Below are 15,926 nucleotides of genomic sequence, written 5' to 3' on the forward strand. Positions count from 1 at the left end.
GGTATCAGAGACGATCCGGTGCTATCGTTTCGGCGTCAAGACCAACCGAATTGACTTATCGGCTTCCGACTCGCGGATGACCGGTCATGGTGAACTAGGCGGCGTGTTTCGCGGAGCACGTTAGCGCTCCGGGGAGACACATGAAGCCGAACACGCCCCTGCTAACACGACGCACTTCGCGGCTCAGGACCGTCGCAATCTTGGTCGTCACGGCGGTAGCCGCGCTCGGCCTTCCGGCCCAGGCCTGGGCGCTCGAACCGACGCCGTCAGCGCCAACCGCCCCGGCGGCCGCCTCAGCTTCACCCACCACCGCCACGGCTCCCGGGGGCACAAGCCAACTCCCCGCAGCCGGCAGTGTGGCGACGACTGACCCCACCCCGGCACCTAGCCCGGCAGCGACTACCGCGGCGGCGACAGCGCCGCCGGCATCATCGGACACTCCTCCGGGAGCCATCGACATGAAGGCGCTCAACGCCGCCATCGGAGCAAACGGCGCGTACATGGGCCAAGGCCTGAAAACCCGACTGTCCGGCTCCCCCCGCTCCGGCGGTTCTTCCGCTGTCGCCGAGTCCCTGCAGGTCCAAAGCACCTGGCAGGCCCCCGGCGTTCAAGGGCTGGACGTGAGCGGCTACCAGCCGACGGTGAACTGGCCGGCGCAGTACTCCATGGGCGCCCGTTTTGCGTATGTGAAAGCCTCCGAAGGCCTCAGCTACCGCAGCCCCACCTTTGCCGCCCAGTACTCCGGTTCCCAGAACGCGGGCCTCATTCGCGGCGCTTACCACTTCGCGCTTCCCAGCGTCTCAACCGGCGCGGCGCAGGCGGACTACTTCGTCAACAGCGGCGGCGGCTGGAGCCCTGACGGAGTAACCATGCCGCCGCTGCTGGACATCGAATACAACCCGTACAGCACGCTCGGCAACACCTGCTATGACATGAGCGCCGCCGCGATGGTCGGTTGGATCAGGGACTTCTCCAACCGCATGCTGTCCCGGACGGGCCGCCTGCCCATGATCTACACCACCGCGGGATGGTGGTCCCAGTGCACGGGCGACTCGGGCGCCTTCGGAAACCAGCCGCTTCACCTGGCGTCCTACTCCACGTACGTCGGCAATGTGCCGAACGGTTGGGGAACTTACAGCGTGTGGCAGTACAGCAGCACGGGACCCTTTGCCGGCGACTCCAACGCATGGAACGGCACCTTCGCCAATTTGCAGAAATTCGCCTCCACGGCCGACGGCGCCGTCCCGAGGCCTTCGATCATGTCAACCGGCGACCTCGTGGCCGCCGATGCGGGGGGTGCCCTGTGGGACTACCCGGCCACCGGCACAGGCGCCTTTGGCACCCGGAAGCAGATCGGCCAAGGGTGGACCGGACTCAGGTCGATCAACGTGATCGACTGGAACGCCGACGGGGTCCTCGACGTGGTAGCTCAATGGACATCCGGCCGGGTCAACGTCTACCTCGGCATCGCTGCCGGCGGCTTCTCGACAGGACCCGTGCTGGCGGCCTCCGGTTGGGGCGGTTATCAGCTCACCATAGGCTATTGGCTGAGCAGCAGTTACTTCCCCCAGGTCCTGACCCGGGACGACGCCGGCAACCTCTTCATCTGGCGCAACAGCTCCGGCGGAGGCGTCAGCGTGGGCAGCAAGATCAGTGGCGGCTGGCAAAACCTGAATCTGACGATGGTCGACTTCGACGGCGACGGCAACCAGGACATCCTCGCCCAGGACGCGGCTGGAATCCTGCGCCAGTATCGGTCCAACGGCGCCGGCGCCTTTATCGCTGAATCGCCCCGGGCTGTCGGGAACTCATGGAACCAGATGACCAGCGTGACGGTTACGTTCTCGTTCAAGGGCTACGCGGCTACCGGCCTCATGGCCCGCAGCCGGGACGGCAGCCTTCGGTACTACCCCGTTCCGGGGAACTCCACCTGGGGTGCCACCGCCATTATTGGTTCCGGCTGGGGCAGTTTCCTGATCGCCGGGGGCGAAAACATCAACAGCATTGCCACCACCCCGCCTCCAAGCCCGACACCAACGCCGGCACCAACGCCGACACCGGCACCAACGCCGACACCGGCACCAACGCCGACACCGGCACCAACGCCGACACCGGCACCAACGCCGACACCGGCACCAACGCCGACACCGACACCGACACCAACGCCGACACCGACACCGACACCGGTGAATAACCCTTCCATTAAAGCCGCGTCCGACGTCGTAAGCGCTTACGCCGACGGCAAACTCTACCGACGCCCGAGCGGCGCCGGAGTCCTTGGCTCCCCTGTCCAGATCGGGGCAGGCTACACGGGAATAACATCCGTGCACGTTGTCGACTGGAACGCGGACGGCATCCAGGATCTGGCGGTCCAGACGAGCGCAGGTGCCCTGACCATCCGCACCGGGCTCTCCACCGGCGGCTTCTCCGGCCCCGCGGTTCTGCTCTCGGGATTGGCCGGAGCGGACCTGACCTTTGGACCGTGGCTCAAGAGTTCGAAGTATCCCGGGCTGATTGTCCGCCGGCCGGATGGAACCGTGGTGTTTTACAGCAACGCCACGGGCAGCACCCTGGGGACCCCCACAACCCTCAGCACGACTTTTGCCCGCACGGACATCACCATGCTGGACGCCGACGGGGACGGCAGCCAAGAGCTGATCGCCGTGGACAACGTCGGTCAGATGGCGCTCTTCCGCTCCAATGGCTCGGGCACGTTCATCAACGAAGTCCGCCCTCAGCTCGGCGTCGGATGGTCTGTCATGAACAGCATCAGTCCCGCCCTCGGCTTCACAGGGGCCGGGTCCACGGGCCTGCTCGCCCGTGACACCACCGGCGCCCTCAGCTACTACCCGCTGACCAAGGGCGTCCTGGGAACCAAGAAGGCCTTGGCGACGGGGTGGAACACCATCCTCATCGCAGGCAGCACCACCATGGTCCGACAGCAACCCCTCTCCACACCGTCCGACGTCGTCCGGGTAGACGCCGCGGGCAGACTGTGGGCACACCCGGCCAACGGAACCGGCGGCTTGAACACGCCGTACCAGATCGGAGTTGGCTGGTCCGCGGCTAAGACCCTCAACGTTCTCGACTGGAACAAGGACGGTGTGCCCGATGTACTGGCACAGTGGTCGTCGGGTGCCCTGAGCGTGTACTTCGGCGCCAAAACCGGCGGCTTCACATGGCCGGTCACCCTGGCCAGCACGGGCTTCGCCCAGACGACTTTCGTCACCGGCCGGTGGGTGAAAGCGAGCAGCTATCCGGGACTCGTCGGCTACGGATCGGACGGCGCGTTGTATTACTGGGCCAACGTCTCCGGCCGGGCCCTCGGAGCCCCGGTCAAAATCGGGGCGGGTTGGGGTGGCCTGAAGATTGCCATGACCGACTTCGACGGCGACGGCAACCAGGATATGCTCGCCGTCAATTCCCTGGGCGCCATGCGGCTCTACCGCTCCAATGGCCAGAGCGGCTTTATCTCCGAGTCGCGGACGACCATTGGTTCATCGTGGCAGTACTTCCGGCAGTTTTCCAGCGCGACTGGTTTTGCGGGAGCCGGCTCCAAGGGGGTCATGACACTCCTTGCGAACGGCCAGCTCAGCTACTACCCCATCCTCGCGGGCAGCAAGTGGGGCACCCGCACCTCAGCCGGAACCATGCCGACGTCGACCGTGGTTTCCCGTGCGACATCCGCCTACTAGAGAAACCCACTAGAAAGATGACCCAGCCGTCGGCTGCTGGCTTGTTCTGAATCGCCAGGGCAAAAAAGGAGCGGTCCACGTCGGCTCCCGACGTGGACCGCTCCACTCTTTTGCCCTGTTAGGGCAGCGTCTCAGGACACCGCGGAATCTTCCGGCAGCAAGGCACGGATCGCTGCTTCCCAGATCCCGAGCTGGGATTCAGCGGCCAGCGGCTTGGCGGCGCGGTCCGCAGCCCGCTTCCATTCCATGATCTGCTCAGCGTTCAACGACCGGATCGTGGTGGCCAGGGCGGTCGGAGAGAAGTCCGGGGTGACGGTGCCGAAGCCGTACTGGTTGACGATTTCCACCATCGACGGCGAGGGTCCCACCACCACTCCCAACCGGGCCTGGACGGCCTCGAAGAACTTGTTGGGCAAGGCGTTCTCCATGTTGAAATTCGTCGGCGGAAGAAACACAAGCGAGACGTCATACTCGCTCAGGGTCCGGACGAGTTCGGCATAGGGCACGGGATCGCGGAACTTCACCGCAGGCACGTCAGCCGCGGCCTGCTTCAGTTCGGCGACGTAATCCGGTTCGTTGGGCATCACGATCATGTCCAGCTCAACCCCGGACGGGACGCTGCGCATCGCCTCAATGAGGTTTTCCAGCTTCCGGTAGCGCTGCCCCGCAGCACTGTGGATCAGCCGAATTGTCTCGCCGACCGGCCGGGGTGCCCCCTCCGCGAAGGGGGCCGCGTTGGTGACCACGTCCGCCGCAACGCCGAAGTCCCGGGTGTACTGCGCCGCGATGCCTGGAGCAACCGTGGTGAGGGAACGGGCCCGGGGCAGGTACGTGCGGCAAAGCCACCGCATGTACGGCGCGACAAACAGCCGCCACTTGAGGTCGTCGTCCTTTTCTTTCGGTGCAAACTCGTGCAGATCGGAATGGACCCCGTACTTCGGTTCCAGTTCCAGGGCCAGCGGCAGCGTGTTCAGGTCATTGGCAAGAACGACGTCAACGGAGAGGCCCGCCAGCAGCTTCCGCGCCTGCTGGACCGCCGACATACGGTCGTAGGCGCGCCCGTAGCGGCGGCCCAGCAGCCCGATCCTGTCCGAGGGCCAGCCAACCGCGTCGGGCGACAGGGCAAAATGTTCATCCACGCCTTCCGGGGCTGCCCCGTAGCCGCACGTGATGAGGTGATATTTGCCGCTGAAGAGACCCACCTGCTTGAGCACGCGCGGGTCAGACCGGATCGGCGAGAAAGAAATGATGAGAAGTCGGGGCAAGGCAGTCATGCCTCCATCATTCCAGATCGGGGCAGCCACTCCCTCCGTGGCGGCCGCCGACGTGCAGAAACGGGGCTCCGGGCGATTGCGGCTAAAAGACGTTCCGCAGGAACCGGATACGGGAGGCCAGGACAGCGACGGCAAAGCTTAAAGCCAGGGTGGCCGCGTAGCTGGCGGAAGCCGCCAGGATCGACCTGCCGTTGAAGACCGCCGGCACGTTTAGCCTGATGGCCTCGAAGACCAGCAGGTGAACGAGGAACACCCCGAACGAAGCAGCGGAGAGCGTGATCAGCATCCGCCCGGCCGCGGGTGTTGGCGTGATGCGGCTGAAAATGGACTTGGCGGACAGGAATACCGCAACGGAGAGCAGCATGACGGTCGGCGCGAGGTAGCCGACCGGCGACACCACGTTCAGCAACCCTGCCGGTCCTTGGTTTCCGTACTGCCACAGGCAGAGCGCAGCCAACCCTGTGGCGACCACGATCGCGGCGAAAAGGGACCCGCCCTTAAGCCGGACGTCCCGCAGCGCGCGGCCGGCCACGAAATAGCCGACGTAGGGCAGCCAGTGCGTGAAGATGTTCAGGCTGATCGGCCTGGCGACGCCCAGCGACGCTGCGATTCCAGGGGCCACGAAAGCCAGAGCAGTGGCGGCCAGCAGGACGGCTGAAAGGGTCAGCGGCCGCCGCGGACCCCCGTCTTTCAGGAACGCGGTGATGAGCGGGGCAACCAGGTAAAGGCCCAGAATCAGCCAAAGGAAATACAGCTGGGTAAAGACAGCGCCGTCAAACACCAGTTGGACCACCCGTGCCGGTGTCAGGTCTTCACCGCGCATCAGCCAGCGGACTCCAACCAGATAGACCACGTTCCACACGATCAGTGCCGGCAGCAGCCGGACCGCCCGCTTGCGGTAAAACGCTCCTGGCGCCAGGACCCGGGTTTGGGGCGCCAGCAGCAGTGCGCCGGAGATCATCACGAAAACCGGGACGACCCAGATGAAAGGGATATCCAGGCCCGCCCCCAGCCACCAGTTGCGGGACCCGTGGTCGGAGTGCCCCACAAGGTACCCGAAGAGGTGGATCGCAACGACGCCGCAAATACTGAGAATTCTCAGGATGTCCAGTGAATAGTCGCGGGACGAATATACGGCCGCGTTATCTTCCGGACGTGCCCTGAGGACCGTCACTCGGTCTCCTGCATCCGTTCCGAGAACAAGGTCGAAGGGGTAGCTGGCGCGTCCTTGAGCCAGGGGCGCGGGGTTTCGTCAATGGCGATTCGCCGGGAAAGTTGGGTGAGCGTTGTCTCCATGTGCCTGAACCGCTGGTAGGTCGTGGCCATGAAGACCAGGAAGCTGACGATCAGCCCGTAGAGGACGAGATCTGTGCCCCGGCCGATGCCCAGGGAACGGGCGAGCATGGTTAGCAGCTCCGGGAAAAAGATCGAAAACGCGGCCACAAGCGCGAAAATCACCAGCATGATCCGGCGGATGGCCAGGTGCCGGGCATTTGAACCGCCCCGCATGAGTGCGAGGGAGACGACGATGACGGCCAGTACGAGAACTATTTGAACTATGATCTGCAATTTCTCACCTAAACAGAAGGTCAGCGATGATGTTGACGGAATTCAGCAGGGACTGGCCTTTTGCCTTGGAGTAATCGGTGTAGATGATCTCAACGGGGTGCTCCACCCAGCGCGGGCTGATCTCGGACACTTGGTGGATCAGCTCCGAGGCGTGCGCCATCCTGTTCTGGGTCAGGTGGATCTTGCGGGCAACGTCCGGCCCGATGGCGCGTAGCCCGTTGTGCGCGTCGGTGAGCGCCATCCCGGTGGCCAGTCTGGACTGGATCGCGGCCGTCCGCAGCACCAGTCGCTTCGCCGGGGAAAGTTTCGTCCGGCCGTCCAGGAACCGTGAGCCCAGAACCAGGTCCGCCTCGCCTGTCCGCACGCGCTCAGCCATAGCTTTGGCGTCCTCAACGCGGTGCTGACCATCGGCGTCGAACGTGACGATGCAGTCAAGTTCGGGATCCTGGAGCGCATACTCGAAACCGGTCTGAAGTGCTGCGCCCTGGCCCAGGTTCACCGGGTGCTGGACCACGACCGCGCCGGCGCGCCTGGCCACATCCTGCGAACCATCGCTACTTCCGTCATCGACGCATACGACATTGGGAAACTCTTGGCGGAGTCCGTCGATCACCCCGCCGACGACGGAGGCCTCGTTGTACATAGGTATGACTATCCAGGTGCGACTCACCCGTCAAGTATTCCACAGTCGCCACTGCCGACGGGGGCGGCTGAGCGTTCCGCCGGCCCAGAGTGCTCCCAGTTCGAGCCGACAGCTCTCGCGGGCGGCGGCGGCAAACAGGAGCCTCGGCAGCGCCCCGCGTAGTATGGGAAGGATTCTTCCCCCGCCGTTTTGGAGTACTCCTTGAAACAACTGCGCCGCACGATGCGCGAGCTGCTGCCTCTCCTGCCCGCCAACGCCAGGCGGTTCCTTGTTCTTTTTGGCGTGCTCTCGGCGGTTCTTGCGCTCATTGATTCCGTTGCGCTGGGCGTCTTTGCACTGGTCTTGAACCAGATACTCAAGGGCGGGACGATGACCCTGCCGGTTCTTGGGGCCGTGACCCAGGAAGTCAGCGTCTTGATTCTCGTCGCATCGGCCATGGTCATGATTCTGAAATCGGTGCTCAACATCTGGCTTCAGTGGGTGTCCACCCGCAAGTTTGCCGACTATGAGCTTGAGATCGGCTCCATTCTCTTCCAGAGCTACATCCGTGCCCCTTGGACGGAACGGATGAAGCGGTCCACTACTGAGCTTGTCCGGATGATCGACGTCGGAATTGCCAACACCGTGTCGGGAGTGCTTTTCCCGGCCGTAACGCTGCCGGCCCAGGCCCTGACATTCGCGTCGGTCCTGGTGGTGCTGGTCGCTGCATCCTGGCAGACTGCCTTGTCCACTGTCATTTATCTCGGGATCATCGCGGCGTTCCTGTACCTGTGGCTCTCCAAGAAGTCCTATGAGGCAGGAAAGGTGAACCGCGACGCCGCACAGCGCATGTCCACCCTGGTGGCCGAAATGCTCGCGGCCCTGAAGGAAATCACCCTCCGCGACAAGGCGGAAGAGGTAGGCGGCATCGTCCTGCACAGTCGGGAACGCGCCGCCCGGTCGCGGTCCAACATCAGGTTCATCAGCGCGGTCCCCAAGTTTGTGATCGACATGGCCCTGATCGGCGGTTTCCTGCTGATTGGCGCCGTTGGCTACTCGATCGGCGGCATGGAAACAGCAATGTCATCGGTCGCGATCTTCGGCCTGGCCGGCTTCAAGCTGGTGCCGGCGCTCACCACGGTCCAAGGGCAGATGACCCTGATCCAGTCGACCCTTCCCTACACCGAGATCGTGATGCGCGACATCAGGGACGCGGCCGTTTTCAGGGAAAACGCCGAGAAGCTTGGCAAGACCCCCATCACCAGCGAGCCGAAGATGCTGGAACTGAAGGACGTTGAATTCACCTATCCGGGGGCAGAAGGCCCGGCAGTCACCAAGATCAACCTCCGGCTGCCCATCGGCTCGTCCGTGGGAATCGTGGGCCAGTCGGGAGCTGGCAAGTCGACCCTTATCGATATCTTCCTGGGGTTGCTGACCCCGTCCAAAGGCACCATGACCCTCGACGGCGTCCCACTCGAGGATGTGCTGTCCGATTGGCGCAAGCGCGTGGGCTATGTGCCGCAGGACGTGGCAATTTTCGATGGAACCGTTGCCCAGAATGTGGCCCTGAGCTGGGGTAGCGACATTGACGAGGACAAAGTTCGCGCCGCACTGGAACGCTCCCAACTCCTGGACACCATTAACACCCGTGCAGGCGGAATCAATGGCCGTGTGGGCGAGCGGGGCCTGGCCCTCTCAGGCGGACAGCGCCAGCGCCTGGGCATCGCCCGTGCCCTGTACATGGACCCCTTGGTCCTGGTACTCGACGAGGCTACCAGCGCGCTGGACACGGCCACGGAAGCCGCCGTCGCGAATGCGATTAGCGAACTGCACGGCGAGATCACGGTGATCTCCGTGGCTCACCGGCTCTCGACGATCCGGGATAACGACCAGATCTGCTTCATGAAGGACGGCACCATCGTGTCGCAGGGAATCTTCGACGAGGTCATCCGTATCAATCCGGACTTCGCCCAGCAGGCTGCCCTCGCGGGTCTCTACACTCCGAACGGATCGGGCGCAGAGGTCAGTGACTACGACGCCACGCGGCTGGCCGGCAGGAACGCGGCGTCCTAGCGCCGGCTAATTGCCGGCTGAGGTAGCGATCTCGCGGTAGAGCGTGTCCAATCGCGCCACGTATGAGGCTGCGTCATAGCGCGGGAGCGCCCACGCCGCTCCCCCGAGCCGGTCGGCGGTGGCTCGGGGATCCTGGAGCGCCCCGGCAACCTGCTCCAATACCTCGTCCTCGGAGCCTTCCAACACCGGCGGCGTTGTACCGTCGTCGGGCCTGGGCAGCCTCTGGCCAAGGGCAGCCATCGGCGCCCCCATGCAAAGCGCCTCAAACTCACTCGTGGCAAAATTCTTTGTAGCCTGGCCGATGGTGAGGTGGGCGCGGGACACCAGCCGGTGGAATTCAGCCTGCGGCATCCGTTCCAGCAGTTCCACGCCCGCGTCTGCCGCGGAGCCCGCCCCCGGACCCCAGTTCAGCCCCATCATGCGGGTCTTGGGACCCACGGCGGCGCGCAGGGCGCGCGCAAATCGCAACTGGTCCTCAACGCCCTTGTCATCATCCCAGCGCGAGACGAAGAGGATCGTGGGTTCAGGTGCCGGATCCCACGCCGGCAGTGTCGCGGCGTCGACCAATGCCGGCAGGAACTCAGCGTCGGGACGCGCCGCGTAGGCGTTGTCGGCCGTGTCGTTATTGGCGAAAAACACGTGGGCGGCGCCATCGATGGCCCGTTGGATCTCGTCGTGGAAGCTCGGGTCCCGCCACTGTTTCCGGATGTCCGTCCCGTGCAGCGTCAAAACGTAGGGACGCCGCGGCATGCCTCGTTCGCGGAGCAGGCGCGCGCTGGTTCCGTAGTGAACGTGAACAACGTCTGCCCTCAGCAGTTTCACGGCCCTTCGAACGACGTATGGGGCGAAGCGGGCCCGGGCAAGGACCGGGTTGGCCGGCGCAGCCGTCATAGGACGGACCTGTTCCGGCGGCAGATAGTCCCAGGTGATACCGGCCCTTTGCGCCGCGCGCACCATCGAGCGGGCGACAAATGCACAGTCGTTGAACTGGAGTACCTTCGGTTCCTTGCTCACGCGTTCGCTCCGTTCGTTAGGCACGTGCCAGCGCCGCCACATAGGCGCGGTCGAAGAGTTGCCCGACGGCATCGGGGGAGAAACGTGCACGGATGGGATCCGCGATGATCGCTGCCGGGACTTCACTGAATGCGGCGTGGGCGTCGAGGATCGCCTGTCCGAGTACCTCAGGAGCGGGGTCATCCACCAGGCGGCTGTTGGCATCGTTGGCGTAGTCACTGAAACCGCCCACTCGGGTGGCCACGACGGCGCGGCCCGCCGCCAGTGCCTCGGCAGCCGAGGTGAAGAAGTTTTCCTGGGCAGTGGGCAGGAAGAAGAGGTCGGCAGCGGAGAGGTGGCCTGCTACTTCAGCGGGCCTGACGGACCCTGCCAAGCGCACTTGGTCCGTCAGCGCGAGCCTGTCGAGCATGTCCTGGCACTCCTCCCGCAGCGGCCCCTCGCCTACCCACGTCAGGTGTGCCTCTGTCCCCCGGTCCCGCAGCCAGGCGATGGTTTCGATGGCCTCTTTGGGGCGCTTTCGAGCGATCAGGCCGCCGACGGCCACCAGCCGAATTACCGGACCGAACGTTGCGGCCGTTACTTTCGCCGGCCCTTTGACGACGCAGGGAATGGTCATCGCCGCATGCGGCCGCGCAAACTTCTGCATTTCGACGGCGAGTTGGCCGGTGACGCCGGTGACCACGTGCGGCAGACGAAGCACCGCCCGGAGCCCGGACAGTTTGGCCCACAGGGGCGATACGCTGCGGGGGTTGACGACGCCATTCCAATGCTCGGTGTGGACCCACGCGGGGCCCCGGCCTGTCGCGGCACGCAGGGCCCAGGCCGGAGCGGTGACGAGGATGCTGGAGAAGGCCATCGTGTGGATGACGTCGGCCCATGCCATTTCACGATGCAGGGTCCGGAGGGCTCGCAGGAGAGTTTTCGGGTGGGCGGGGTCTGCCAGGATGCGGCGCACTGGGGTTCCGTCCCAGACGCCTGATGCGCGGCTCGGCATCGGCAACCCGGCGCCGAGGCGGACGTGGAGCACGCGCACTTGGTGCCCCCGACGTCGAATCGCCTCGACATGGTCTGCATTGAACGGTGCCTCGGCAGGGTTCTCATCGTGCGGGTACCACGTGGCGATGACGAGAATCTTCATGGGTTCCTTCTGTGGCGTGGACAGGCGCACCGCGTTCACGACGGTCGACGCCGAAAACGTCCTCGGCGGATGGGTTAGACGAGTGCCGACGCACTCATGAAGCGTAAGGGGGCTTCCGGATGCAGGACATGGGGCAGGCTGCGCGGCAGCCAGGTCCACGGGCTGGTGAAGCTCCGCCGTGCAGCGGCCAGCCTGGCCATGGTGGCGGCGTCCGCCTCCTCGCGGGCGACGGCGTCCAGAAGCGCCCTGTCAGCCAAGGACAGCGGCCGGGCGGCTAGCGGGGCCCGGAAAAGCAATTGCTGCAACACCGCAGCCATCCGGAATGCGTCGGTGGCGTCCCAGGTCCCGGCCTGGGCGCGCAGCATGACGTGCCCAAATACGTGGACGCGTATCAGTTTGGTCACGAGTGCCTCACGAGCGGCTTGCTTCAACCCGCCAAACCAGTCGGTGGCCACCAGATCCGTGGCGAACGCCAGATCCTCCGCCACCGGACGGGGCGTCTGGGTGACCCTCAGCTGGGCGTCGTCGTGCACAAGGTAGCGCGGAAGACCGCGCCCGTAGCTGATCCGGGCACCGGAAAACCATAGCTTCGCGGAGAAGAGCTGGTCCTCCCCCGTTGCATATTCAGTAGGAAAGATCAGGCCGAGGCCGCGAACCAGCGACAGCCGCATCAGGCCCAGCGGGGCAGTCCGGTAGCTCAAACGGTCACGCACCGGGTCCAGGCCCGCGCGGCGGGTCGGGCGCGCCACCGGCGTGCGGATCGTGCCGCCGCCCGCATGCGCCATCGGGGCAATGAGGACGTCGGCCCGTTCAGCCTCGGCGCTCTCGACCCAGCGGGCCAATGCGCCTGCCTCCACCGAATCGTCGCTTCCCATAATCGCGACCCATCTTCCGGTGGCCCGGGCGATGCCATGGTTAAAAGGACCGGCGGGGCTCTTGATCCCGTCGGTGTACTGCAGGAACCGGACAAGGGGCCGATGCTCGGCGGCTACGCGGGCGCGGATGGGATCAACCTCGGTGTTGTGGCAAACGACGTTGATCCGCAGGCGCTGCCGTCCATTCGGAGCCGTGGGCAGCCCGCCGGCAACCAGAGAGGCCACTGCGCGTTCCACCGGCCGATCCGGCGTGTGCACTGCGATCACGACGTCGAGCAGCACGGAATCCTGGCTTTGGTTGTCCACCTAGTAAGGTTAGCGCGGAACCCAGCAAACGCAGCACGCCATGGAGTACGCCCCCGTGAACCAGAGCATCGAAGTCGTCATCCCGGTCCATGATCCCGCGCGGCCGGTAGCGCGCGGAATTGCGTCCGTCATGGACCAGCGCCCGGCGCTGGCCCTCCGCGGCGTCGACCTGCATGTCACAGTGGTGCTGCACAACCTTGCAGCGGACAGCCTGTCCCAGCTCGGATTTCCTGCTGATTTTCCGGCCGCCACCGATGGTGTCACCTATTTAGCCCACAACGACGGCGTGCCGTCCCCGGCCGGCCCCCGCAACTACGCCCTGGGCCGCAGCAGTGCGACCTACCTGAGCTTCCTTGACTCGGACGACTATCTGGAACCGGGTTCGCTGCTGGCTTGGTGGCAAGTGGCCGAGAAGCGTACTGCTGCGGCGGTGATCGCACCGCTGCGGACACCTGCGGGCAGCATTCTCGCGGCTCCCCGGATTCGACCGTCAAAGCCCCGGGTCCTCCACCCCCTCCGTGACGGGCTGGCGTACCGCAGCGTGCCCTATGGCCTGTTGCGCCGGGAGAGCCTGCTCGCCCTGGGGTTTGGCTACACCGAGGGCATCCTGACCGGCGAAGACATTGAACCTACGCTGCGGCTGTGGTTCCGTTCCGGAGCCATCTGCTATCCATTTGGCGCGCCTGCATACCATCAGACGGATGACTCCGGCCCGGGCCGCGTGACGAGCTCGATCCGGCCGCTCAGGCAGGAGTTCGCCTGGCTGGAACACCTGCTTGACACGGACTGGCTGCAGCGTGCGTCGACGTCGGAACGGCGCGCCATCATGCACAAAGTCCTGAGGGTGCACGGCGTCGGGGCCCTGCTCAGACGCGCTGACGCGCCCGACTCCCCCGACCGGTCCCCGTTGTGGGATCCCGAGGAAAGCGCGTACTGGCGCGGAATTGCCGACAGGACCGTGGCCCTTGCCGGCGGGTCCATCCCAGGCATCAGCCGGCGTGATTCCGCGCTCGTCGTGGCTGCGGGCTCGGCCGGTGAGCTCGGGCAACTGCGGGCCGCGGTGGCTGACTACCGGCGTTCCGGGCGTACCGGGGAACTGCTCACGCCCAGGCTGCAGGACTCACTGTGCCGCGATTCGACCCTCCGCCACTACCTCAGCGAGAGACTGCGGGCCATCACCGGCGTTTTCACGGCACCGCCCGCCGCCCAGCCCGCCGCGTCTTAAGCGGGGATCCCGCGCAACCGCCGGGCCCGCTGCCGGGGCCCGCGGGCGCCGGAGGCCCCTCCCCGCTTGCTAGACTCGAGCCGGTAATTTCAGGCGGGCAGGAGCATTGGTGAACTGGTGGCAGGCGTTTCCCGCTATCGCCGTGGCCGCACTCTTGATGTTCCTCCCCGGCTTCGTGCTGGCCAGGGCACTGGGCGCCAAGGGTTTCGCTTCCGCGGCCACGTCCCCCTTGGCGTCCTGCGGACTCATCGGGCTCGCGGGCGTCGTGGGAGGTCTGCTCCGGCTGGACTGGGGACTCTTGAGCTACCTGCTCACGACAGCAGTCTGCACCGGCCTGGCTTTCCTGCTGCGGAGAGTCGTTGGCGGAAGGGTTCCCGCAGTCGCACCAGCCTCGGTAGCACCCGCCGTCCAATGGGCGGCAATCCTGGGCGGCATGGCGGCAGGCTCGGCCCTCATCGTCAACCGCCTGCTCCCGGCCATCGGGAAGCCCGGAAACTTCGCGCAGGTGTACGACAACATTTTTCACCTGAATGCGATCCGGTACATCCTCGAAACCGGCAACGCCTCGTCACTGACGCTGGGCCGGATGCTCAGCCCGGATGCCGGGATCGCCATCTATCCGTCCGTGTGGCATTCGCTGGCCGCCCTCGTTGCCCAGCTGACGAATAACGACGTCTTTGTCAGCGAGAACGCCGTGATCGTCGCGGTGAGCGCGCTCCTGTGGCCTTTCTCTTGCATCATGCTGGTCCGGGGCGTCGTCGGCCCCCGCGTCCTGCCGCTGGTGGTGGCTGGCGCCCTGAGCGGCGGTTTCTGGATGTTCCCCTTCCAAATGCTCCAGTGGGGCCCGCTCTACCCCAACACCCTTGCCTATAGCCTGCTGCCCCTGGCGCTGCTCGTCCTTGTGGGGTTGTTCCGCGTCGGCCGCGAAAGGTTCCTGGACGTCGTCAGCCTCTGGTCCTTCCTGGTCATCGCGGTTGCGGCGTTGTTTCTTTCGCAGCCAAATGGTGCCACGGCCCTCTTGGCATTCTCCGTCCCGCTCATCGCCGCCCTGTGGTTCTCCCAGCTGCGTGCCCGTATCCTCGAGAAAGCCGGCTTCAAGCCAATCGCGTTCGTTGTCTTGTGGGGGCTGGCCTCGGCGGCCGCCTTCCTCATCGTCTGGCAGGCCCTGCTCCTGAGCTATGACACGTGGAAGCCCAGCCGGACTCTGGAGCAGGCTTTAGGCGACGTCGCGACGGGCACGCTCCTCGGCGGCGGAGACACCATGGTCGCCTCCATCGCTGCCCTGCTGGGCATCATCACCATCATCTGGCGGCGGCGAGGCGGCTGGATCATTGCCTGCGGACTTATTGCCGCTGCCCTTTATACCGTCGCCGTCGTCATGGATCAGGGCGGCTTGCGGCACTTTGCGATCGGCAGCTGGTACCAGGACCCCTACCGCCTCGCGGCCTTGGTGCCGTTGTTCCTAATTGTTCTTGCCGGAGTGGGTGCGGACGGTCTGGTCTCCGCAGTCAGGGGATTGCTTCGGCGCATCGCCCCGAATAGTTCCGCCGGCCACCGGCTCGGATCCGCTGAATTCAGGGGATCCGCGAGCCTGTACGCCGTCGCAGCCGCCTCGATCCTTGCGCTCGCTCTCTCCACCCTGGTGGATCACGTCCAAGGCCCAGGACTGACCGCGGTGTCCACGAAGATCCAAAAAGCCTATTCGTTTGCCCCGGGCTGGGCGGTATCCAGCGATGAGTTCGCCCTGATGTCCCGGCTCGATTCGACCGTTCCGAAGGATGCCGTCATCGGCGTCAACCCGGCTAACGGCGGATCGTTGGCCTTCGCCATTTCCGGCCGCCACGTCACCCAGTATCATCTGTCGCCGCCGCCCGACGCCGATCTTCGCGAGATTGCGAAGGACGTAACAACGGCTCAGCCGGGAACTGAGACCTGTGAGCTCGCGGAGAAAGAGCATGTCCGCTACATTCTCGATTTCGGCCACGTATACATGTTCAACTTCGTGGAGGCCCACTCCTACCCGGCGTTTGTCGACGTGCTAACAAGGCCCGGCGCGAAGGTCGAACTCGTGGACCGGCAGGGCGCAGCCAAACTGTTCAAGATCAACGCCTGCTGACCATGCTGCGCCAGGCACC

Annotated in this window: 11 protein-coding genes; 4 read left to right on the forward strand and 7 right to left on the reverse strand. The window is 65.2% G+C overall.

Going from position 1 to position 15,926, the window contains the following annotated elements; all coding sequences use genetic code 11:
* Positions 1-140 precede the first annotated feature (140 nt).
* Complete coding sequence (locus AB4Y72_RS11365; protein ID WP_441426265.1) at positions 141-3,695, forward strand: GH25 family lysozyme; 3,555 nt, start codon at positions 141-143, stop codon at positions 3,693-3,695.
* A gap of 131 nt (positions 3,696-3,826) precedes the next feature.
* Here the strand turns inward: AB4Y72_RS11365 and AB4Y72_RS11370 are convergent, their stop codons facing one another.
* The 4 genes from AB4Y72_RS11370 to AB4Y72_RS11385 form a co-directional block, all read right to left on the reverse strand.
* Positions 3,827-4,969, reverse strand: coding sequence for a glycosyltransferase family 1 protein (locus AB4Y72_RS11370; protein ID WP_441426266.1), 1,143 nt, complete (start codon positions 4,967-4,969; stop codon positions 3,827-3,829).
* Between the two features lie 82 nt (positions 4,970-5,051).
* Positions 5,052-6,143 carry an acyltransferase gene (locus AB4Y72_RS11375; protein ID WP_441426267.1) on the reverse strand — a complete coding sequence of 364 codons (1,092 nt, stop codon included), beginning with the start codon at positions 6,141-6,143 and terminating at the stop codon, positions 5,052-5,054.
* Positions 6,140-6,538: a DUF2304 domain-containing protein gene (locus tag AB4Y72_RS11380; protein ID WP_441426268.1), complete on the reverse strand. Its 399-nt coding sequence runs from the start codon at positions 6,536-6,538 to the stop codon at positions 6,140-6,142. The genes AB4Y72_RS11375 and AB4Y72_RS11380 overlap by 4 nt, the downstream gene beginning before the upstream one ends.
* 4 nt (positions 6,539-6,542) lie before the next feature.
* Positions 6,543-7,181, reverse strand: coding sequence for a glycosyltransferase family 2 protein (locus tag AB4Y72_RS11385; protein ID WP_441426269.1), 639 nt, complete (start codon positions 7,179-7,181; stop codon positions 6,543-6,545).
* Positions 7,182-7,382: 201 nt separating this feature from the next.
* Between AB4Y72_RS11385 and AB4Y72_RS11390 the strand changes: the two genes are divergently transcribed.
* Positions 7,383-9,233, forward strand: coding sequence for an ABC transporter ATP-binding protein (locus AB4Y72_RS11390; RefSeq protein ID WP_441426270.1), 1,851 nt, complete (start codon positions 7,383-7,385; stop codon positions 9,231-9,233).
* Positions 9,234-9,239: 6 nt separating this feature from the next.
* On the opposite strand, the gene AB4Y72_RS11395 is transcribed toward AB4Y72_RS11390, so the two are convergent.
* The 3 genes from AB4Y72_RS11395 to AB4Y72_RS11405 form a co-directional block, all read right to left on the reverse strand.
* Positions 9,240-10,247 carry a glycosyltransferase gene (locus tag AB4Y72_RS11395; protein ID WP_441426271.1) on the reverse strand — a complete coding sequence of 336 codons (1,008 nt, stop codon included), beginning with the start codon at positions 10,245-10,247 and terminating at the stop codon, positions 9,240-9,242.
* 16 nt (positions 10,248-10,263) lie between these two features.
* Positions 10,264-11,385: a glycosyltransferase gene (locus AB4Y72_RS11400; RefSeq protein ID WP_441426272.1), complete on the reverse strand. Its 1,122-nt coding sequence runs from the start codon at positions 11,383-11,385 to the stop codon at positions 10,264-10,266.
* A gap of 74 nt (positions 11,386-11,459) precedes the next feature.
* On the reverse strand, positions 11,460-12,566 hold the full coding sequence (locus AB4Y72_RS11405; RefSeq protein WP_441426273.1) for a glycosyltransferase family 2 protein: 1,107 nt from the start codon (positions 12,564-12,566) through the stop codon (positions 11,460-11,462).
* Between the two features lie 40 nt (positions 12,567-12,606).
* Here AB4Y72_RS11405 and AB4Y72_RS11410 point away from each other — a divergent pair, with 40 nt between their 5' ends.
* Positions 12,607-13,791, forward strand: coding sequence for a glycosyltransferase (locus AB4Y72_RS11410; RefSeq protein ID WP_441426274.1), 1,185 nt, complete (start codon positions 12,607-12,609; stop codon positions 13,789-13,791).
* Between the two features lie 109 nt (positions 13,792-13,900).
* Complete coding sequence (locus AB4Y72_RS11415; RefSeq protein WP_441426275.1) at positions 13,901-15,907, forward strand: DUF6541 family protein; 2,007 nt, start codon at positions 13,901-13,903, stop codon at positions 15,905-15,907.
* The last annotated feature ends 19 nt before the right edge of the window (positions 15,908-15,926 follow it).

Source organism: Arthrobacter sp. YAF34, assembly GCF_052113245.1.
Classification (GTDB): Bacteria; Actinomycetota; Actinomycetes; order Actinomycetales; family Micrococcaceae; genus Arthrobacter.

Coding starts and splice junctions, on each gene's coding strand:
- AB4Y72_RS11385 (WP_441426269.1), bottom strand. CDS start 7,181: ATGTACAACGAGGCCTCCGTCGTCGGCGGGGTGATCGACGGACTCCGC.
- AB4Y72_RS11410 (WP_441426274.1), top strand. CDS start 12,607: ATGGAGTACGCCCCCGTGAACCAGAGCATCGAAGTCGTCATCCCGGTC.
- AB4Y72_RS11370 (WP_441426266.1), bottom strand. CDS start 4,969: ATGACTGCCTTGCCCCGACTTCTCATCATTTCTTTCTCGCCGATCCGG.
- AB4Y72_RS11365 (WP_441426265.1), top strand. CDS start 141: ATGAAGCCGAACACGCCCCTGCTAACACGACGCACTTCGCGGCTCAGG.
- AB4Y72_RS11400 (WP_441426272.1), bottom strand. CDS start 11,385: ATGAAGATTCTCGTCATCGCCACGTGGTACCCGCACGATGAGAACCCT.